The sequence below is a fragment of the Sphingobium sp. WCS2017Hpa-17 genome (genome assembly GCF_031843765.1).
Lineage (GTDB): Bacteria > Pseudomonadota > Alphaproteobacteria > Sphingomonadales > Sphingomonadaceae > Sphingobium.
In genome coordinates this window covers 25287-43425 of sequence record NZ_JAVTIV010000021.1, presented here as the reverse complement: position 1 = coordinate 43425, position 18139 = coordinate 25287, and the positions used below count along the sequence as shown (strand labels likewise).

At 64.0% G+C, this 18139-nt stretch carries 20 protein-coding genes; 7 read left to right on the top strand and 13 right to left on the bottom strand.

Features of this window, described 5'->3' with window-relative positions; genetic code table 11:
- Positions 1-29: 29 nt before the first annotated feature.
- The 3 genes from RQH62_RS20810 (at position 30) to bfr (ending at position 2141) form a co-directional block, all read left to right on the top strand.
- Positions 30-1271: a DUF418 domain-containing protein gene (locus RQH62_RS20810; RefSeq protein WP_311270563.1), complete on the top strand. Its 1242-nt coding sequence runs from the start codon at positions 30-32 to the stop codon at positions 1269-1271.
- A 60-nt stretch (positions 1272-1331) separates the two neighbouring features.
- Positions 1332-1502, top strand: a complete 171-nt coding sequence (locus tag RQH62_RS20805; protein ID WP_311270562.1) for a (2Fe-2S)-binding protein — start codon at positions 1332-1334, stop codon at positions 1500-1502.
- Between the two features lie 159 nt (positions 1503-1661).
- On the top strand, positions 1662-2141 hold the full coding sequence (gene bfr / locus RQH62_RS20800; protein ID WP_311270561.1) for a bacterioferritin: 480 nt from the start codon (positions 1662-1664) through the stop codon (positions 2139-2141).
- Positions 2142-2199: 58 nt separating this feature from the next.
- Here the strand turns inward: bfr and RQH62_RS20795 are convergent, their stop codons facing one another.
- Positions 2200-2607: a (deoxy)nucleoside triphosphate pyrophosphohydrolase gene (locus RQH62_RS20795; protein ID WP_311270560.1), complete on the bottom strand. Its 408-nt coding sequence runs from the start codon at positions 2605-2607 to the stop codon at positions 2200-2202.
- An 82-nt stretch (positions 2608-2689) separates the two neighbouring features.
- Between RQH62_RS20795 and RQH62_RS20790 the strand changes: the two genes are divergently transcribed.
- Both RQH62_RS20790 and RQH62_RS20785 read left to right on the top strand, forming a co-directional pair.
- Positions 2690-2875, top strand: coding sequence for a Flp family type IVb pilin (locus tag RQH62_RS20790; RefSeq protein ID WP_056687938.1), 186 nt, complete (start codon positions 2690-2692; stop codon positions 2873-2875).
- Between the two features lie 137 nt (positions 2876-3012).
- Positions 3013-3174 (top strand): Flp family type IVb pilin, encoded by a 162-nt coding sequence (locus RQH62_RS20785; RefSeq protein WP_056687935.1) that lies wholly within the window; start codon positions 3013-3015, stop codon positions 3172-3174.
- A gap of 68 nt (positions 3175-3242) precedes the next feature.
- Here RQH62_RS20785 and RQH62_RS20780 read toward each other — a convergent pair whose 3' ends face one another.
- From RQH62_RS20780 to RQH62_RS20760, 5 genes are all read right to left on the bottom strand, one after another.
- Positions 3243-4721, bottom strand: coding sequence for a M48 family metalloprotease (locus RQH62_RS20780; RefSeq protein WP_311270559.1), 1479 nt, complete (start codon positions 4719-4721; stop codon positions 3243-3245).
- Positions 4722-4848: 127 nt separating this feature from the next.
- Positions 4849-5793, bottom strand: coding sequence for an acetyl-CoA carboxylase carboxyltransferase subunit alpha (locus tag RQH62_RS20775; protein ID WP_311270558.1), 945 nt, complete (start codon positions 5791-5793; stop codon positions 4849-4851).
- Between the two features lie 9 nt (positions 5794-5802).
- Positions 5803-6735: a tyrosine recombinase gene (locus tag RQH62_RS20770; protein ID WP_311270557.1), complete on the bottom strand. Its 933-nt coding sequence runs from the start codon at positions 6733-6735 to the stop codon at positions 5803-5805.
- A 2-nt stretch (positions 6736-6737) separates the two neighbouring features.
- Positions 6738-8573, bottom strand: coding sequence for a hypothetical protein (locus RQH62_RS20765; protein ID WP_311270556.1), 1836 nt, complete (start codon positions 8571-8573; stop codon positions 6738-6740).
- A gap of 5 nt (positions 8574-8578) precedes the next feature.
- Complete coding sequence (locus RQH62_RS20760) at positions 8579-8767, bottom strand: hypothetical protein (protein ID WP_120250522.1); 189 nt, start codon at positions 8765-8767, stop codon at positions 8579-8581.
- A gap of 95 nt (positions 8768-8862) precedes the next feature.
- Here RQH62_RS20760 and RQH62_RS20755 point away from each other — a divergent pair, with 95 nt between their 5' ends.
- Both RQH62_RS20755 and aroB read left to right on the top strand, forming a co-directional pair.
- On the top strand, positions 8863-9411 hold the full coding sequence (locus tag RQH62_RS20755) for a shikimate kinase (RefSeq protein WP_311270555.1): 549 nt from the start codon (positions 8863-8865) through the stop codon (positions 9409-9411).
- Positions 9402-10511: a 3-dehydroquinate synthase gene (gene aroB, locus RQH62_RS20750; RefSeq protein WP_311270554.1), complete on the top strand. Its 1110-nt coding sequence runs from the start codon at positions 9402-9404 to the stop codon at positions 10509-10511. The genes RQH62_RS20755 and aroB overlap by 10 nt, the downstream gene beginning before the upstream one ends.
- A 329-nt stretch (positions 10512-10840) precedes the next feature.
- Here aroB and rpmE read toward each other — a convergent pair whose 3' ends face one another.
- From rpmE to RQH62_RS20715, 7 genes are all read right to left on the bottom strand, one after another.
- Positions 10841-11065: a 50S ribosomal protein L31 gene (gene rpmE, locus RQH62_RS20745; protein ID WP_184266440.1), complete on the bottom strand. Its 225-nt coding sequence runs from the start codon at positions 11063-11065 to the stop codon at positions 10841-10843.
- A 122-nt stretch (positions 11066-11187) separates the two neighbouring features.
- Positions 11188-11628: a 3-hydroxyacyl-ACP dehydratase FabZ gene (fabZ, locus tag RQH62_RS20740; protein ID WP_405053577.1), complete on the bottom strand. Its 441-nt coding sequence runs from the start codon at positions 11626-11628 to the stop codon at positions 11188-11190.
- Positions 11629-11670: 42 nt separating this feature from the next.
- On the bottom strand, positions 11671-12327 hold the full coding sequence (locus RQH62_RS20735) for an OmpH family outer membrane protein (RefSeq protein WP_311270552.1): 657 nt from the start codon (positions 12325-12327) through the stop codon (positions 11671-11673).
- Complete coding sequence (gene bamA, locus RQH62_RS20730; RefSeq protein ID WP_311270551.1) at positions 12327-14981, bottom strand: outer membrane protein assembly factor BamA; 2655 nt, start codon at positions 14979-14981, stop codon at positions 12327-12329. Before bamA ends, RQH62_RS20735 begins: the two co-directional genes overlap by 1 nt.
- A gap of 90 nt (positions 14982-15071) precedes the next feature.
- Positions 15072-16205, bottom strand: coding sequence for an RIP metalloprotease RseP (gene rseP, locus RQH62_RS20725; RefSeq protein ID WP_311270550.1), 1134 nt, complete (start codon positions 16203-16205; stop codon positions 15072-15074).
- Positions 16202-17359, bottom strand: a complete 1158-nt coding sequence (locus RQH62_RS20720; protein WP_311270549.1) for a 1-deoxy-D-xylulose-5-phosphate reductoisomerase — start codon at positions 17357-17359, stop codon at positions 16202-16204. Before RQH62_RS20720 ends, rseP begins: the two co-directional genes overlap by 4 nt.
- On the bottom strand, positions 17356-18135 hold the full coding sequence (locus RQH62_RS20715) for a phosphatidate cytidylyltransferase (protein ID WP_311270548.1): 780 nt from the start codon (positions 18133-18135) through the stop codon (positions 17356-17358). Before RQH62_RS20715 ends, RQH62_RS20720 begins: the two co-directional genes overlap by 4 nt.
- Positions 18136-18139 lie beyond the last annotated feature (4 nt).

Here is an 18139-nt window from a genome sequence, read left to right as displayed (position 1 = left end):
ACCAGCCCCTTTGCAGGACCATCCGACTCATGACTGCCTCTTCCCGTATTCCCGCCATGGACATACTGCGCGGCTGCGCGGTGCTGGGCATATTGTGGATGAACATCACCGCCTTCGCCCTGCCCCAGAACGCCTATTTCAACCCGGCGGTGGCGGGCACCCCCTCGGTCGCGGACATCGCGGCCTGGGCGGTCAGCCTCATCTTCGTCGACGGCAAGATGCGCGGCCTCTTTGCCCTGCTGTTCGGCGCGTCCATGCTACTGCTGATCGACCGGGAAGAAATGGCCGGGCGCGACGGCCGCCGGGCACAGATGATCCGCGCCGGCTGGCTGTTCGTCCTTGGCTCCGCTCATTTCTTCCTGCTCTGGTGGGGCGACATTCTGCGCGTCTATGCACTGGTCAGCCTGTTCGCGCTGCTGTTCGTCCATCTTGAACCCTTCGCGCTGGTCAAGCGCGCGATGCTCTTCTTCCTCTTCCAGTTCCTGCTGGTCGCCACCTTCATCGCCAGCCTCTATCTCTGGGGCCATGCCGCCATGGCGCCCGGCGCGACCGGCGCCATGCGCGAAGGCTATGCCGCCTTCATGGCTGCCCTGTCCAATCCCGCCAGCCCCTCGACCCAGGCGGACATCCTCATTTATCGCGGCGGCTTTGCCGGCATCCTCCAGCACAAGCTGATCGGCCTGCCCGGCGACTGGCTCTGGGGCTTCCTCTTCACCGCCTTTGAAACGCTGGGCTTCATGCTGCTCGGTATGGCGATGCTGAAGGGCGGCTTCCTGACCGGCAATTGGGACGCGGAGCAATATCGCCGCACCGCGCGCCATTGTTTCCTGATCGGCGTGCCGCCCATGGCCGCGCTGGCGCTCTGGGTCGTGCTCAGCAGCTTCGCCCCGCTCCCCGCCTATGGCGTCGCCCTTGCCTGGTCGCTCCCCTTCCGTATCCCGCTCACCGTGGGCTGGGCCGCGCTCATCCTCTGGCTCGCCGCCCGCCATCGTGGCCATCCGCTGATCGGCCGCCTCGCCGCCGCCGGCCGCCTGACGCTCAGCAACTATCTCGCCACCAGCCTCGTCATGACCGTGCTCTTCTACGGCTGGGGCCTCGGCCTCTTCGCCAGCGTACCGCCGGCCGCCCTGCCGCTCTTCGTGCTGGCCGGCTGGGCGGCGATGTTGGGCTGGTCGAAACCCTATGCGACTCGATTCGCTCTAGGACCGGCCGAATGGCTGTGGCGCAGCCTCATACACGGCCGACCGCAAAAGATTCGCAAAAGCGACTGAATACTATTGCGACCCATTATCAGACACGCTATGTCCGGATTCGTCAGGAGAGTGTCTTCGATGGTCGTCTGCGTTTGTAATGCCATTCGTGAAAAGGATGTGCGGGAAGCCGCGCGCAACGGGGCTGACACGCCTTGCAGCGCCTACGCACAATTTGGCCGCCGCCCCAAATGCGGCCAGTGCGTATCCTTCGCCCGCACCCTTATTGCAGCCGAACGCGCGTCCGTTTGAAGACGCCCTGACTAGATTGCGAATCAACTGCATGTTGCAGTTGCGAACATGAAGCAATAGCGCCCTGAAAAACCGCGATTTTCTGCGGTTTTTGGCCTTAACACCCTATGCCTTTAACGATATAAGCCGGCCGTTCCCCAATTGCCGGAGTATAGCGCCATGAAAGGCGACCCGAAAGTCATCGACTATTTCAACGAGGTCCTCAAGAATGAGTTGACCGCGATCAACCAGTATTTCCTCCACTATCGTATCCTCAACCATTGGGGCATCGAGAAGCTGGCCAAGTTCGAATATGAAGAGTCGATCGATGAGATGAAGCACGCCGACAAGGTGGCGGAACGCATCCTCTTCCTCGACGGCCTGCCCAATTTTCAATTGCTCGGCCGCCTCAAGATCGGCGAGACGGTGGAGGAAATCCTCAAGGCCGACCTTGAGCTGGAATATGAGGCGCTGCCGATCCTGCGCGAAGCGATCGCCTATTGCGAATCCATCAAGGACTTTGTCAGCCGCGACCTGTTCCAATATATCCTCGAAAGCGAGGAAGAGCATGTCGATACGCTGGAAACTCAGTTCGAAATGATCGAACGCATGGGCATCCAGAATTACGTCCAGTTGCAGAGCAAGGCCAAGGAAGACTGATCTTTTCGATCAGCACTAATGCCGAAAGGGGCGCTCCACCGGGGCGCCCCTTTTTCGTTTACAGCAGCGCTTCGAGCAGCCCGATCAGCGGCAGGTCCGCCGGCGGCATATCCAGCGCATACATTTGCGCCGGCTTCACCCATGTAAGCGCCGTCGCATGGCGCGCCTCCGGCAATCCCTTCCACTTGCGACAGACATAGAGCAGCAGCAAGAGATGCCGGTCGCCCAGCGGTTCGCTGGCGAAGGCTGCGGGCGCCAGGCAACTCGCATGCGTCTCGATCCCCAGTTCCTCCTCCAATTCGCGGACCAGTGCCGCTTCGGGCGTTTCGCCCGGCTCGACCTTGCCGCCCGGAAATTCCCACAGGTCGGCCATCGCCTTTCCCGGCGGCCGCTGTTGCAGCAACACGCGACCATCAGCGTCCACCAACGCTACGGCAACCACCAGCAAGGGAGAAAAAGGGGGCATATCGGTCCAGTCGGGAGGGCTTTGTTAACCCTGCTTCCTTTACACGACGAACGGGGACTGTCTGTAGCGAAACGGGGATCATATGCGCGCGCTTGTCGAAATCATCGCCCGATGGAAGCTGTCGCGATGCGAACGCGGGGCGACGGCCGTCGAATATGCGCTGATTATCGCCATGGTCGTGCTCGCCATGATTGCCGCGCTTAACAACGTCGCGAACAAGACCACCGGCATGTGGAACAACGTCGCGACGGAAGTTACCAAGCATTAACCATCAATATTTGACAGAGATTGTCCGCATTAAGAGTTTTTCAACCGGGCTTCTCTAATTCGATCCTTGCTGACCACGAATTACCATGCGGGGCGGCCGGGTAGTTAAACGTAGTAATCCATTCAAGGAGACGACACATGCAGTTCATCCGTAAGATGCTGAAGAACGAAAAGGGTGCCACCGCGATCGAATACGGCCTGATCGCCGCTCTGATCGCCGTCGCCGCCATCGGCGCGATGACCAGCCTGGGCACCAAGCTGGGTTCGACCTTCAACAACGTTTCGGGCAACCTGAAGTAAGCCCTGCGACGTTAGTCGAATTAAGGAGGCGGCGGACCCAGGTCTGCCGCCTCTTTTCGTTTACGTGATCACCACGTTACGATCTTCACCCGCTGGCCAGCCCGCAACGCGCTATTCTCGCTCAGCGCATTGATCGTCAGGAACCGGTCCAGTTGATAGTCGCTATAGGCCATCCGCTTGGCCAGCGACTGCACCGTATCGCCAGCCTTCACCGTCACCACATCGACGCGGCGCGGTTTGATCGCCGCCGCCTCCTGCGCGCTCAGACGCTGCATCGACTGGACCATGGTGCTAAAGGCACCGATCCCTTGTCCCGCCTGTGTCAGCATCAGGAAATGATAGGCCTTTCCACCGCCGAAATCATAGGCGAAGACGGTCGCATCCACCTGGCTCGACTGGGTTGAAGCCCGCACCGTGCGATAGGCGGCAGGCAGGCCGTTGATCGTCGTGCGACTGACCTCGCCCGCCGGCACGCCGCCCTTGCCGTCGCCCATCTTGGCAAAGACATTGTTGATATAAGCGTCCAGATTGCCGGAGTAGGGCGCTGCGCTGAACTGGGCCTGCCCGCCCGATCCGGTGATCGACACCGCGTCGGCGCCATTTTCCATGCCGAACCCGCTCGGCACGGCAAAGCTGAGGCGCAGGTCGGGGTGACGGAAGCGATTGCCGTCAATCACCCCCTGCTTGGGATCGTCGCCATAGAGCACGCCATCCACGGCATTGAGGAAGGCATCACGATTGCGCACCGTACTGCTCACCCGTGTCGCTTCGGCCGCCCTCGCGGCCCGCTGCACGCGCGCGCCCGGATCGGGATGGGTACTGGCCCATTCGGGCGTCGACCGGGCATTGCCCGTCACCTGCGCGTCCAGATCGCCCTGCGCCGCCAGCGACGCCAGCATGTCGGACAGTGCGCGCGGATCATAGCCGCCACTCGCCAGATAGCGGATACCCAGGTCATCCGCCTCATATTCCTGGGTGCGCGAGAATTTGAGCGTCAACAACTGACTGCCGGTGCCGATGCCCTTCTGGATCAACCCGGAAAAGCCCGAATCGCCCAGCAGCGCACCGGCCAGCGCGCCCAGCAGCGCCCCACCAACCGCATTACGCTGCGCCGCCTTCTGCCGCCGTTGACCATGCAGAGCCGCGACATGGCCCACTTCATGCCCCAACACCCCGGCCAGTTCCGCCTCGTCGTTCATCAACGCCATCAACTGCCGGGTGACATAGACATAGCCGCCCGGAATGGCGAAGGCGTTGTTCACCGGCGAATTGAGCAGCGTGACGGTGAAGTCACCCTGCGCATTGGACAGGCCGGACTGCACCGCAATGCGGCGACCGACGCCCTCGACATATTTGGCCTGTGGCCCCGCATAGGCGCCGCCAAATTCCTTCAGCAATTCAGGATGCTGCTTGGCGCCGCTCGCCTTGTCCTGCGCACTGATATTCGACACCGTGCGAATCGCGCGCTGCTGCCCGATCACCACCGGCGCGCTCGCCGCCATCGCCAGCACCGCGCCAGCGCCGCCCAGCTTCCACTTCCAGTCCATGTCTCTCCACCCTCGACGTTACCCCAACGTAACGATGGACATGGCGAGCCGTTCCCGGAAAATCCAGCCGTTAAACGGTCAATGGAGCCTGTTCCCCGGCGAAGGCCGGGGTCCAGCTAAAACTCCGTCAGACCCCGATGGCGAGGAACTTGTCGGCGCGGTCGGTGCGCAATGCATCGGCGGACAGGCCGTCGAGCGCATCCAGTTCCGCCTCGATCGCCGCACCCAGGCTGGCGATCGCCTGCACCGGATCGCGATGGGCGCCGCCGACCGGTTCCGCCACGATCCGGTCGATCACGCCCAGCGCCTTCAAATGCTGCGCCGTCACCTGCATCGCGGTCGCTGCGTCGCTTGCCTTGTCGGCGGTGCGCCACAGGATCGACGCGCAGCCTTCGGGCGAAATGACCGAATAGATGGCATGTTCGAACATCAGCACACGGTTGGCCGCCGCCAGCGCGATCGCGCCGCCAGACCCGCCTTCGCCCACCACCGCCGCGACCATCGGCACGCCCAGCTTCAGGCAGGCCTCGGTCGACCGGGCGATGGCTTCCGCCTGCCCGCGTTCTTCGGCCTGTACGCCCGGAAAGGCGCCCGACGTATCGACCAGCGACACGACCGGCAGGCCGAACCGGTCGGCCAGTTCCATCAGGCGGATCGCCTTGCGATATCCTTCGGGCTTGGCCATGCCGAAATTGTGGCGCACGCGGCTGGCGGTATCGTCGCCCTTTTCATGGCCGATCACCATGACCTTGCGCTCGCCCAGCGTCGCGAAACCGCCGATGATCGCCTGATCGTCGGCGAAGGCGCGGTCGCCCGCCAGCGGCATGAAATTGTCGAACATGCCCGCGACATAGTCCTTGAAGTGCGGGCGTTCGGCATGCCGCGCCACCTGCGTCTTCTGCCAGGGCGTCAACTTGCCATAGGTGTCGGACAACAGCTTGGCCGCGCGCTGCTCCAGCGTCGCGATCTCGCCGTCGATGTTGATGTCGCCCACACTGGCGGTGGCACGCAATTCAACGATGCGCGCTTCCAGCTCAGCGATCGGCTTTTCGAATTCCAGAAAGCTTACCATGGCCGTGCGTTACGGCGCTGGCGCGTCCTCGTCAACGCGCGGATGCGCTGGCCGTGCGTGCATGCCCGCCAAAGGATGCCGCTGGTTGACCAGTTCGACCAGCCGCCGGCTATCGACATGGGTATAGATTTGCGTTGTGCCGATATCGGCATGGCCCAGCATGGATTGCAGCGCGCGCAGATCCGCCCCCCCTTCCAGCAGATGCGTGGCAAAGGCATGGCGCAGCACATGGGGGCTGACCCGCTGCGGCGCGATGCCGCTCGCCGCCGCCAATGCCTTGACCAGCTGGTAAAGCCGGATGCGGCTCAAATGGCTCTTGCCCGACGGAAAGAGCCAGACACTGTCCCCCGGCACATGCGGCAACCAGGCGGCGACGGCGGCCCGCGCCCGGTCCGAAATCGGCACCAGCCGCTCGCGCGCGCCCTTCCCCTTCAAAATCAGGAACGGCCGGTCATGCGACAGCGCCCTGCGCGGCAACGACACCAGTTCGGTCGCACGCAGTCCCGATCCATACAGCAGCTCGATCAGCGCCGCGAGCCGCAGGTCCGCCGGCACGGGATGCTCTACGTCCAATTTTTCGGCGATCGCCGCAAAGAATCGATCCACTTCGGCCACCGACAAGATCTTCGGCAAGGCGCGCTGCGTCACCGGGCGCGGCAGCGCGGCGGAGGGATTGTCGGCGCGCAGCCCCTCTTCCTCCAAAAAGCCATAGAAAGCCCGCAACGCCGACGCCTTGCGCGCGACGGAGGAGGCCGCCAGTTCCGCCCAGGCCATAGCCAGCGTCCCCAGCCCATCCTTGCTCGCCCCGGCCAGTCCACCCAGCAGTTCGCCCGCGCCGTTCAGGTCGGCCCGATAGGCCAGAAGCGTATTGCGCGACGCGCCGCGTTCCGCCGCCATCATTTCCAGAAAGCGGTCGATCAGGCCGGCGTCATCTGCTGTCATGATCAGGCCCGGCTGATCGCCTCGGCCGCGATCATCCGCGCTTCGGGGTCCAGCCCCACGCGATGCAGCGCCGCCACGACATGATAAAGGTGCCCGGCCGGCAGGCGGCTCCAGTCAGTGCCCTGCATGCCGACCGCCGCCAGCAGCGCGACCGTGCCCTTTTCGCCCCGCTGCGCCGCCGCACCGATGGCGCGCGCCCAGCGGCTGTTGGCGCCCAGCGCAAAGCCATTATCCTGCGCCAGCGTGGCCGCATCCTGCGTCGACAGACGGGAAAGACCGGCCAGCGCCGCAATCAGCATCCGCCCCTTGTCCGCGCCCGCATCGCCGACATAGCCGGACACGCGGCTGCTGTTGATCTCGACCACCGCACTCGGTGCGCCAACTGCCAGCAGCGCCCAGAATTGCGAAGCGCCTGCGCCGTCGAGTTGGCCGATCGCCCGCGCCCAGCGCGCCGCGTTGCGGTCGTAACCAGCGGTCAGCATGGAACCGACCAGATTGGCCGCATCCTGCGCATCGGCCTGCGCCACCGGCAGCGCGGCGGCCGCCCGCGCCGTCGCGATCAGGCCCAGATAGTCGGGCTTGCCATTATCGCCCCACAGACTGTGCATCGCGCCGATCCGGTCGCCCACCGTCGCCCCGGAAAAGGCGGTGCGCAGCGAATCGATCCGGTCAGCGGCATCGGCCGGCGCATCGCCATCCGTGCCCAACTGACCATAGAAACCGACCAGCGCCGCGCTGGACAATACGCCCAGCCGCGCCGCGATTTCCACGCCCGGCCTGCGTTTCACCGCGCTCAACGCCGGCGCGCGCGCTTCCCACGCCCGCACATGCGGGCCAACCGTGCCATAGAGCGTATCCGGAATTTCGACATTCAGCGCCGTCGCCAGACCAAAGCGCCAGGCCGTCAGCCGATCCACGCCATCCCATTCGATCTTCACCGACCGACGCGCGTTGAACCCGGTGCCGACGACCTTCTCGGCCAGTCGATAGTCTATGCCGCGCACCACGCCCTTGCGCTGCGCCTGATTGAGCGCACCGCTCGACGTGCCCTGATCGCCCGACAGCGCCGGGCAGATCGCCCGCGTCATATCCCAACCGGGTGCCTTGCTGAAGCGCAGCGCGCCGGCCGACAGCGGACAAAGCCCCGCCGGATCGGCCGCCGCAAGATAGGTTTCCATCGCCACGGCATAGAGGCGCGGCGAATAGCGATCCGCGTCCACGCTCTGCACCATCAAACGGGCATTGTCCGCCTCGCCCATGCGCAGCAGCAACCAGGCGCGTTCCGCCGCCCAGTCCGCGCCATCAATATCGCGCGGCGTATCGACCGCCGACAACAGCGCCCGACGCAACAGGATGGAGGCCCATCGCGACACGATCGGCGCATGGGTCTGCTTCATCAGCGCGGCCAGATATTTGCCGGATTCGCCACCAAAGGCGTCCGGCTCGAACCCGCGCGTCTGCGGCGTCAGCGGCCCGATCCGCTCCAGCGACCGGCGCGCCGTTTCGGGCAGGTCATATTTCGCCTTCTGCGCCGCAATCTCTTCGGGCGTCAGCGCATCTTCGGCCGCATTCTGCGCCTGCACCAGCGACAGGTCAGGCGGCGTCGCCGGATTGAGCGGCTGCACCATCGGCGTAGATGGCATCGCAGCCGGCGGCCGGATGACGACCGGCGCGCCCTGCGCCGGCTGGGCCGGACGCGGCGCGGGCGGCGCTTCGGGCGCGTCACCGAAACCGGGCGGCAACAGCGATTCGGGCGCCTGCTGCGCGACGACCGGCAGGGTCAGCGCCAGCGCAAAGCTGCCCAGCGCCCATTTCGCATTAGCGCGCGGCCAGCGCATCCGCCTTACTGGCCCAGCTTCTCTGCGGGGATGACCTTTTCGACGCGCTGCTGCGGCTGCTCGCCACCGCGCGACCAGAAAAAGGCCAGCAGCGCGACAAGCAACAGGACCAGAGCGATGGGGATGATCGGCAGGCTGGTGCCACGGCGACGCTGGCCGCCTTCGAAACTGCTGAAGTTGCGATTATTCTTCATAAGTCCTTGGCTATGACTGGCCCGGAAACTTGGCCGGGGGAAAGAAAAAGATGCGATTTGCCTCTGTGACGGCTGGCTGTATAGCCCCGCAAGCCATGCAGCGAAACAGCAAAATCCCCGACAGCCCGGCCCGGCGCGGTCCCATCGTTCTGGTAGGGATGATGGGCGTGGGCAAATCCACGGTCGGCCGCCGTCTTGCGGCCCGCCTCGGCCTCAACTTCGTCGACGCCGACGAAGAGATTGAAAAGGCCGCCGGCATGACCGTGACGGAGATTTTCGAACGCTATGGCGAATCCTATTTTCGCGATGGCGAACGGCGCGTCATCGCCCGGTTGATGGACGGCGTGCCAAAGGTGATCGCCACCGGCGGCGGCGCCTTCATGCAGGATGAAACGCGCAAACTGATTCTCGACGCCGCGACCGCCATCTGGCTGGACGCGGATATCGAGATATTGGTCGATCGCGTCGCCCGGCGCGAAAGCCGCCCGCTGCTCAAAAATCGCGATCCCCGCATCGTCCTCACGGAACTGGCGGCGGTGCGCAACCCCGTCTACGCGCTCGCGCCCATTCATGTGAAAAGCATCGCCGCCCCGCATGAAGTCGCGGTCGACAGCATCATGGAGCAACTGACCGCATGGCATTAGTCCGCGTCGCGCTGGGTGCGCGCAGCTATGATATCCTGATCGAACAGGGCGCGCTCGACCGCGCCGGCACCATCCTCGCCCCCTATGCGCGCAAGGGGCGTCTGGTCGTCGTCACCGACGAAAATGTGGCCAAGGCCCAGCTGCCCCGCCTCGACGCCAGCCTGCCCGCCGCCGACATCGCGGTCGAACCGATCATCCTGCCACCGGGCGAACAGACCAAGAGCTGGCGCCATCTGGAACAGTTGCTCGACGCGCTGCTGGCACTGGAGATCGAACGCGGCGACCATATCGTCGCGCTGGGCGGCGGCGTGATCGGCGATCTGGTCGGCTTTGCCGCCTCGATCCTGAAACGCGGTTGCCACTTCATCCAGGTGCCGACCACTTTGCTGGCGCAGGTCGATTCGTCGGTCGGCGGCAAGACCGCGATCAATGCGAAGGCCGGCAAGAATCTGATCGGCAGCTTCTATCAGCCCGCCCTCGTCCTGATCGACCCCTCGACGCTCGACAGCCTGCCCTTGCGCGAAACCCGCGCCGGCTATGCCGAAGTCGTCAAATATGGCCTGATCGACGACCCCGCCTTCTTTGCATGGTGCAACGCCAACGCGGCTGCGCTGCTGGCCGGCGATCCGAACGCGCGCACCTATGCGATCGAACGCAGCGTACAGGCCAAGGCCGCGATCGTCGCCGATGATGAGCGCGAAACCTCCGGCCGCCGCGCCCTGCTCAACCTTGGCCATACCTTCGGCCATGCGCTGGAGGCCGATACCGGCTTTTCCGACACGCTGCTCCATGGAGAGGGCGTCGCCGCCGGCATGGCGCTCGCCTTCCGCTATTCCGCCCGCCTTGGCCTCTGCCCGGCGGACGAAGCCGACCGCGTGACCGCCCATCTCAAAGCCGTGGGCCTGCCCCACGACCTCGCCAGCGCGCATGTGCAGGCCGACGGCGCCGAACTGGTCGGCCATATGATGCATGACAAGAAGATGGCGGCCGGCACCCTCCCCTTCCTGCTCGCCCGCGGTATCGGCCAGACCTTCCTGTCGAAGGATGTAGTGCTGGACGACGTCGCAACCTTCCTCGACGCGGATCGCGCCGGGGCGTAACGCTGCCACATATCCCTCTCCCGTTTTTTACGGGAGAGGGAGGCGCCCGCGCCAAAGGCGTGAGAGGGTGAGGGCCTTGCTCCCCTCCCCCGAAAGATTTCACGCCCCACCCTCTCCGGCAACATCCCGGACATTCGCCTGCATCATCCGCAGCCTACATCCCTCCTTGTCAGCGGCACTCTACACAGATCCCCCTCTGTCGCCGTTGACTCTCCCCTGAACCTCGGCCTCCAGCATCCTTGCTGGAGGCCTTTTTTTGCCCCATCCCAAGCAGACACAAAAAAGGGCGCCCGCAGGCGCCCTTCCGATATCGTGCCTGTAAGGGCCGATTACTTCTTCAGCGTCAGGCCGCCGAAACGCTTGTTGAAGCGCGCCACCTGACCACCGGTGTCCAGCTGGCGGTTGCCGCCGGTCCAGGCCGGGTGCGACTTGGGATCAATGTCGAGCGCCATGGTGTCGCCTTCCTTGCCCCAGGTCGAACGGGTCTGGAAGGTGGTGCCGTCGGTCATCTGGACGGTGATGACGTGGTAATCGGGGTGCGTATTGGCCTTCATGGCGACATTGCTCCGTTAAAAGGCCGGTTCCGACCGGCCATGGATGCTGAAAAATAGCGAAGGCGCGCCGTTAGCGGTTTCGGCGCGCCTTGGCAAGATGGTATCGGCCTGCGCCGGGCTGGTCAGTCCTTCGGCGGATCGCTGATCATCGCGACGAAATTGGCTTCGGCCGCCAGCTTGCCGTCGATCAGCGCCTTGCCGGCGAACTTGCAGATCGCCCCGCGATTCTGGGTCACTTCCACATGCAGGTCCAGCAGGCAGCCCGGCTCCACCGGGGTGCGGAACTTCGCACCGTCGATGCTCATGAAATAGACGAGCTTGCCCGAATCGGCCAGGTTCATCGATTCCACCGCCAGCACGCCGGCCGCCTGCGCCATCGCTTCCACGATCAGCACGCCCGGCATGATCGGCCGGGTCGGGAAATGCCCCTGGAAGAATGGCTCGTTCACCGACACCGCCTTGATCGCGTGGATCGACTGGTTCGGTACCAGCGTCACCACACGATCGACCAGCAGCATCGGGTAACGATGCGGCAACGCAGCCATGACCCGACGGACATCCATCGGGCCAAGCGCGGTCGTTTCAACGTCCCCTGTCATGCCGGATCAGCGCGACTTGGGCGCCTGCGCCGGGGTCGCCGGAGCGGGGGCGGCAGCAGCCGGCTGGCCCTGACCACCCGGCTGCCAGCCGGCCGGCGGGGTGATGCTGACGCTGGGGACCAGCGCATTGAGTTCGGTGATGACGGCGGGGGTGATGTCCGCGCTGGCGCCGAAGCTTTCGGTCGCTGCCTTCTTGAACACGATTTCCGACTTGGTCTTGGCGGTCGCGGCCTTCAGCGCGTCGTCCAGCTTGGCAACGATCTGCTGCTCGACATAGGCGCGGGCCAGACCGACCGGCTGACCCATGCGCTGCAATTCGGCCTGCGCGTTCTGCTGCGCCTGCTGATATTGCTGATACTGGGTTTCGATCGCCGGAGTCGGCTTGTTGCCGGCGGCCTTCAGCGCGGCCTGAAGCGCGTCGCCCTTGGTCTTGAGGTCGGTTTCGATCGCAGCGCGGCGCGTGTTGATCGCGTCGATCTGCGGCTTGTAGGTGGTCTGCATCTGGCTGATCGCGGTGGTGAAGGCGGCGCTCTTGGCGACGGCTTCTTCCAGATCGACCACGGCGATGCCCGACTTGGTCTGGGCAGCGGCCGGAACGGCAGTCAGTGCAATAGCGGTCATGGGCGCGAAAACGAGCGCCGCGGCCTTGAAAATCGTCTTCATCAGAATTGAGTCCCTACGTTGAAGGTGATGAGCTTGTTGTCGTCCCCTGGTTCCTTGAGCAGGGCCTTGGCGATGTCGATCCGGAACGGCCCGAAGGGCGAGTTCCAGTTGACGCCAAAGCCCACCGACAGACGCGGCTTGAGCGTGTCGCCGAGATATTGTTCAGCAAAGCCTGAACCGGTATTGTGGGTACCACTCGCACAAATTGGATTCGCTGCCGTTCCAGTGGCACGGACAACCGTGGTGGTCTGAGCGTCGCCCGTTCCTGTGGTGACGGAACAGGTGCCGGGATAATTGATCGTTCCAGGATTTTTCAGTCCGGCGACGGCGCCCGCATCCATGAAGATCGACGGACGCAAGCCCATTTCGCGCGCGCCAGATCCTAGCGGAATCTCCACTTCGGCTCGCGTCAGATAATACATTTTGCCGCCCAGAGCATCGTCAGTTCGGCTGTTGCGACCGGTATTTACCGTCCCAGTGATAACACCATTTGCGGTTGTCGTATCGTAATAGCGACGGATGACGCGGGGGCCGACGCCGCGAATGTCGAATCCACGAAACTGCGGTTCGCCCAGGAAGAAGCGGTCGGTCAGACGAACCTTGTCGACCAGTTGTCCGGTCGCATCGCGGCGCTCGCCTTCCAGACTGTGGATGTAGCCACCTTCACCCGACAGAGAGAAGATGAAGCCACCGCCCAGCGGCACATATTTCGCGCCCTGCAAACGAGTACGGATATATTTCACGCTGCCGCCAAGGCCCGCGAAATCTTGGCTCAGCGTTAGGTTCTGGCCACGGGTCGCGCGAATGCGGTTGTCACGGGTGTCGTAGATCAACGAATAGCCGAGCGACGAGGTCGTCCGCTTGCCGATCGCGTCGCAAAGATAACGGCCGGCCAACAGCGGATCGCAGGCACCGTCAGTATAATAAGTATCCTTGTCCAGCGTCACGTCATCGAAATTGAGGCTGTAGCGCAGCGCCAGCGACATATATTCGGTGATCGGCACGCCGGCGCGAATCTGGAAACCGGTGGTCGACTGTTCATATGTCGTATCGCGCGTATTGCTCGTCAGGTAGCGGAAGCTGTTGAGGTCGCGGCGATAGATGTCGCCGCCCAGCGCGATATTCTTGTCCATGAAATAAGGCTCGGTGAAGCCGACCTCCACCGACTTGGAATAAGCCGAATAATTGACCGAGGTGCGCAGTTCCTGGCCCTTGCCACGGAAGTTGCGCTGGGTGATCGACGCCGACACGATGAAACGTTCCAGCGACGAGAAACCGGCCGACAGCGACAATTCGCCGGTCGACTTTTCCTGCACATTGGTTTCCAGCACGATGCGATCGGGCGCGGAACCGGGCTTCTGCTCGACGTCAAGCTTCTCCTGGAAGAAGCCGAGCGAGTTGATGCGGTCCTTCGAGCGCTTGACGAGGAAGCTGTTGAAGGCGTCGCCTTCGGCCAGACGGAATTCGCGGCGCACGACCTTGTCCTGCGTCAGCGTGTTGCCGTTGATATCGACCCGCTCGACATAGACGCGCGGCGCGTTGGCGATGCGGAAGTTGATCCCCATCGTCAGGCTTTCCTTGTCGCGGTTGAAGTCCGGCGACACGTCGGCAAAGGCATAACCGAACAGGCCGGCCGTCTCGCTCAGCGTATCGACCGTGTCTTCCACCTGCTTGGCGTTATACCAGTCGCCCTTCTTCATCGGCAGGCGCTTGGTCAGGCCGTCGCCGGACAGATCGCGAATGTCGGATTCGACCTTCACGTCGCCGAACTTATAGCGATCGCCTTCTTCCACCACATAGGTGATGATGAAGTCCTGCTTGTCCGGCGTCAGCTCCGCGACGGCAGAAATCACGCGGAAATCGGCATAGCCTTCGGTCAGGTAGAATTGACGCAGCTTTTGCTGGTCATAGGCCAGACGATCGGGATCGTAGCTGGTGCCCGACGAAAAGACGCGGAACCAGCGCGACTGCTTCGTCACCATCTGGCTGCGCAGCTCGCCGTCCTTGAACTTGTCGTTGCCGATGATGTTGATCTGGCGGACCTTGGACTTCGGCCCTTCCGAGATTTCGAACACGATGTCGACGCGATTCTGGTCCAGCTGGACCATCTTCGGCTCGATCGTCGCGGCGAAACGGCCCTGCCGGCGATACAGCTCGACGATACGGGCCACGTCGGCGCGCACCTTGGAGCGTGTATAAATCTGGCGCGGGGCCAGTTTTATTTCAGGACGAATCTTGTCTTCCTTGAGGCGCTTATTACCTTCAAGGACGATACGGTTGATGACGGGGTTCTCTTTCACCTCTACGGTGAGCACCCCATTGTCGTTGCGGATCTGGACGTCCGCGAACAATTCCGTCTCGTACAGGTCGCGCAGGCCCTGATCCAGGCTTTCCTGCGTATAGGGCTGGCCGATGCGCAGCTTGGTGTAGGACAACACCGTGTCCGGCTCCAGCCGCTGCGTACCGATCACGCTGATGGCGCGGATCGTGCCCTGTGTCGGCGCGGCGGCCGTCGGTGCGCTTGCAGGCGCGGCCAGCGTCCCGGCCGGGGCCGGCGTCTGTTGCGCCATCGCAGGAAGGGCCGGCACGCCCGCGATCATGGTCGTCGCCAACAGGGCGGCCACGACCGGGCGCTGCCTCAAGCTGCTCTTCATCGCTGTCACCCGCATCACCTCAAAAACTCGCAATAGAATGTTTCCGCCGACACAGACGACGCCAAACCGGGCTTCCCTGCCCGATGCGCGTCAACCGATCAAGCCGGACAGGCTCTTCCAAAGCCCGAAAGACGACAAATCGTTGAAAGTCACCAGCAGCATCATCGCCATCAGCACCGCCAGACCGGACCGATAGGCCCATTCCTGCGCCTGCGCGCTGACCGGGCGCCGCTGCACCGCCTCGATCCCGTAAAAGAGCAGATGCCCGCCATCCAGCATGGGAATTGGCAATAAATTGATGAACCCCAAGTTAATCGAGACGAAGGCCATCAGCAGAACGAGCGATTCCAGACCCAAGGTCGCCGCCTGCCCGGAAACCTGCGCGATTTTGAGCGGCCCGCCCATTTCCTTGACCGACCGCTGGCCGCCAAGGATTTGACCCATGGTTTCGACAATATTCCGGATAATGTCGCCCAAACGATCGATCGCAACCGCCGGCGCGCGCCACAGGGGCACAGGCTCGACCACCGGCTTACCCGGCCCGATGCCCAGCCGACCGATGCGCGCTTTCCCGCCAAAACCGTCATTTTCCTCGACGACCGCAATGGTGGCCGTCGTTTCGATCCGCTGGCCCGCACGGTCGATCACGATGTCCACGCCCTCACCGGGGTGGTACAGCGTGTACATCACCATGTCGCCATAGGTGTCCATCCCGCGCCCGTTGAACGACAGGATGCGGTCGCCGACGCGGATGCCTGCGGCTTGCGCGGCGCTCCCCGGCTGAACCAGACCGGCGACGGCTGGCGTACGGCTTTCGCCATGGACAACAGCAAAGCCACCCAGAATCAAGATCGCGAACAGGAAATTGATCGCTGGCCCGGCCGCCACGATTGCGGCGCGCTGCCACAGCGGCTTGGCCGGGAAACTCTCTGCCCGGTCCTTGGCCGACATTTCCAGCCAGGCCGGATCGGTCATGCTCGCCGCATTCATATCGCCCTTGAAGCGAACATAGCCACCCAAGGGCAGCGCCGCGACGCGCCAGCGGGTGCCGCGCTTGTCGACCCAGGCGAACAGCTCCGGACCAAAGCCGATCGAAAAGGCCTCCGCCTTCACCCCGCACCAGCGCCCGACCAGATAATGGCCCAGCTCATGCACGAAGACGAGCGGTCCGATGACCGCCACAAAGGCCAGTGCGGTCAACAGAAAACCGGGATTGTGGATCAAGCCGTCAATCTTTCCATCACTCGGCCCGCTTCCGCGCGCGCCTGTCCGTCCGCGGCCAGCACATCGTCGATCGCGGAAGGGCTGGCTGCGCTATACCGGTTCAACACATCCTCTACAATCATGGCGATATCAAGGAAGCCGATCCGCCCTTCAAGGAAGGCCGCGACCGCCACTTCATTGGCGGCGTTCAGGATCGCCGGGGTCGCCCCGCCCGCCTGCGCCGCATCGCGCGCCAGACGCAGCGCAGGAAAGCGTTCCAGATCAGGCGCTTCGAAATCGAGCCTGCCAATGCGTGCCAGGTCCAGCGGCTGGCATGGCGTGGCGATCCGCTTGGGCCAGGCCAGCGCATGGGCGATGGGAATCCGCATGTCCGGTGACCCCAGCTGTGCCAGGGTGGACCGGTCGCGATATTCGACCATCGAATGAATCACCGACTGGGGATGCACCAATATCTCGATCCGGTCCAACCCGACCGGGAAGAGATAGGCCGCCTCGATCAGTTCCAGCCCCTTGTTCATCATCGTCGCGCTGTCGACGCTGATCTTGGCGCCCATCGACCAGTTGGGATGCGCCACCGCCTGCGCCGGGGTCATCGCCGCCATCTCGTCCCGGCTCTTCGTGCGAAACGGCCCACCGCTCGCGGTCAGCGTGATTCTTGCGACATCGTCCAAACTACTGCCGGCAAGGCACTGGAAAATCGCGTTATGCTCACTGTCGACCGGCAGTAACGTCGCGCCGGATGCGGCCGCCGCCTCCATCATCAGCGCGCCGGCCGATACCAGCGACTCCTTATTGGCCAGCGCCACCGTGCGACCGGCCTTCAGCGCCGCGATCGTCGGCCGCAGCCCCGCGCAGCCCACGATCGACGCCATGGTCCAGTCCGCACCCGTCTGCGCTGCTGCGACTAGCGCCTCCTCGCCCGCCGCCGCCTCGACACCAGATCCGGCAAGCGCGTCCTTCAGCGCGCCGTACAGCCGCTCCTGCCCGATCACGGCAATCTGTGCGCCGGTTGCCCGCGCCTGCGCCGCCAAGCCGTCCACATCGCTATTCGCGGTCAGCGCCACGACCTGATAAGCATCGGGCTCCCGCCGGATCAGGTCCAGCGTCGACAGGCCGACCGATCCGGTCGCGCCGAAAATGGAGACGCTTTTCATGCGCCTGCGACCAGCAGCCAATAGAGGATGGCAGCCAGCGGCGCGGCGGTCGCTACCCCGTCCAGCCGGTCCATCACCCCGCCATGGCCGGGCAGCAACGTCCCGCTATCCTTGACGCCCGCCTTGCGCTTCATATGGCTTTCCAGCAGATCGCCCGCCTGCGCCGCCACCGCCAGCAGCCCGCTCGCCGCCGCCAGTTGGATCGGCAGGTCGGCAAAGCGATGCAGCAGGAAGCCCAGCACCAGCGCGGCCAGCACGCCGCCGGCCAGCCCCGCCCAGGTCTTGGACGGGCTGATCCGCGGCGCCAGCTTCGGCCCGCCGATCGACCGGCCCGCGAAATAAGCGCCGATATCCGTCGCCCACACCAGGCCCAGCGCCCAGAAGGCGAGCAGCAGCCCGAATGCATAGGGTTCCTGCCCACGCAGATACAGCAAGGCCACGATCGGCAGGCAGATATAGGGGATGCCCAGCGCCAGCTTCGGCTTGCGACTGGTAAACAACACGAAGAAGAAGGCGGCGGCGCCAGCGATCAGCACCGGCCAGTCGATCCCGGCCGCCAGCGGGCACAGCAATGCCAGAGGGATCGACACGGCGAACATCGCCGACTTGCGCTGGTCCGGTGTCGCTCCGGTCAGGTCGCCCCATTCCCCCTGCATCAGCACGCCGGCAACCGACAGCAATGTCCAGAAGATCAGGCCACCCGACAGCAGCGCGCCCAGCGCCACCGCGATCAGCGCGATGCCCACGATGCTGCGGGTTCGCAATTCGCTCGTCATTCGA

Bases quoted from the DNA above. Each gene is read 5' to 3' on its own strand.
- RQH62_RS20810 (WP_311270563.1), top strand. From the start codon at position 30: ATGACTGCCTCTTCCCGTATTCCCGCCATGGACATACTGCGCGGCTGC.
- RQH62_RS20805 (WP_311270562.1), top strand. From the start codon at position 1,332: ATGGTCGTCTGCGTTTGTAATGCCATTCGTGAAAAGGATGTGCGGGAA.
- bfr (WP_311270561.1), top strand. From the start codon at position 1,662: ATGAAAGGCGACCCGAAAGTCATCGACTATTTCAACGAGGTCCTCAAG.
- RQH62_RS20795 (WP_311270560.1), bottom strand. From the start codon at position 2,607: ATGCCCCCTTTTTCTCCCTTGCTGGTGGTTGCCGTAGCGTTGGTGGAC.
- RQH62_RS20790 (WP_056687938.1), top strand. From the start codon at position 2,690: ATGCGCGCGCTTGTCGAAATCATCGCCCGATGGAAGCTGTCGCGATGC.
- RQH62_RS20785 (WP_056687935.1), top strand. From the start codon at position 3,013: ATGCAGTTCATCCGTAAGATGCTGAAGAACGAAAAGGGTGCCACCGCG.
- RQH62_RS20780 (WP_311270559.1), bottom strand. From the start codon at position 4,721: ATGGACTGGAAGTGGAAGCTGGGCGGCGCTGGCGCGGTGCTGGCGATG.
- RQH62_RS20775 (WP_311270558.1), bottom strand. From the start codon at position 5,793: ATGGTAAGCTTTCTGGAATTCGAAAAGCCGATCGCTGAGCTGGAAGCG.
- RQH62_RS20770 (WP_311270557.1), bottom strand. From the start codon at position 6,735: ATGACAGCAGATGACGCCGGCCTGATCGACCGCTTTCTGGAAATGATG.
- RQH62_RS20765 (WP_311270556.1), bottom strand. From the start codon at position 8,573: ATGCGCTGGCCGCGCGCTAATGCGAAATGGGCGCTGGGCAGCTTTGCG.
- RQH62_RS20760 (WP_120250522.1), bottom strand. From the start codon at position 8,767: ATGAAGAATAATCGCAACTTCAGCAGTTTCGAAGGCGGCCAGCGTCGC.
- RQH62_RS20755 (WP_311270555.1), top strand. From the start codon at position 8,863: ATGCAGCGAAACAGCAAAATCCCCGACAGCCCGGCCCGGCGCGGTCCC.
- aroB (WP_311270554.1), top strand. From the start codon at position 9,402: ATGGCATTAGTCCGCGTCGCGCTGGGTGCGCGCAGCTATGATATCCTG.
- rpmE (WP_184266440.1), bottom strand. From the start codon at position 11,065: ATGAAGGCCAATACGCACCCCGATTACCACGTCATCACCGTCCAGATG.
- fabZ (WP_405053577.1), bottom strand. From the start codon at position 11,628: ATGGATGTCCGTCGGGTCATGGCTGCGTTGCCGCATCGTTACCCGATG.
- RQH62_RS20735 (WP_311270552.1), bottom strand. From the start codon at position 12,327: ATGAAGACGATTTTCAAGGCCGCGGCGCTCGTTTTCGCGCCCATGACC.
- bamA (WP_311270551.1), bottom strand. From the start codon at position 14,981: ATGAAGAGCAGCTTGAGGCAGCGCCCGGTCGTGGCCGCCCTGTTGGCG.
- RQH62_RS20720 (WP_311270549.1), bottom strand. From the start codon at position 17,359: ATGAAAAGCGTCTCCATTTTCGGCGCGACCGGATCGGTCGGCCTGTCG.
- RQH62_RS20715 (WP_311270548.1), bottom strand. From the start codon at position 18,135: ATGACGAGCGAATTGCGAACCCGCAGCATCGTGGGCATCGCGCTGATC.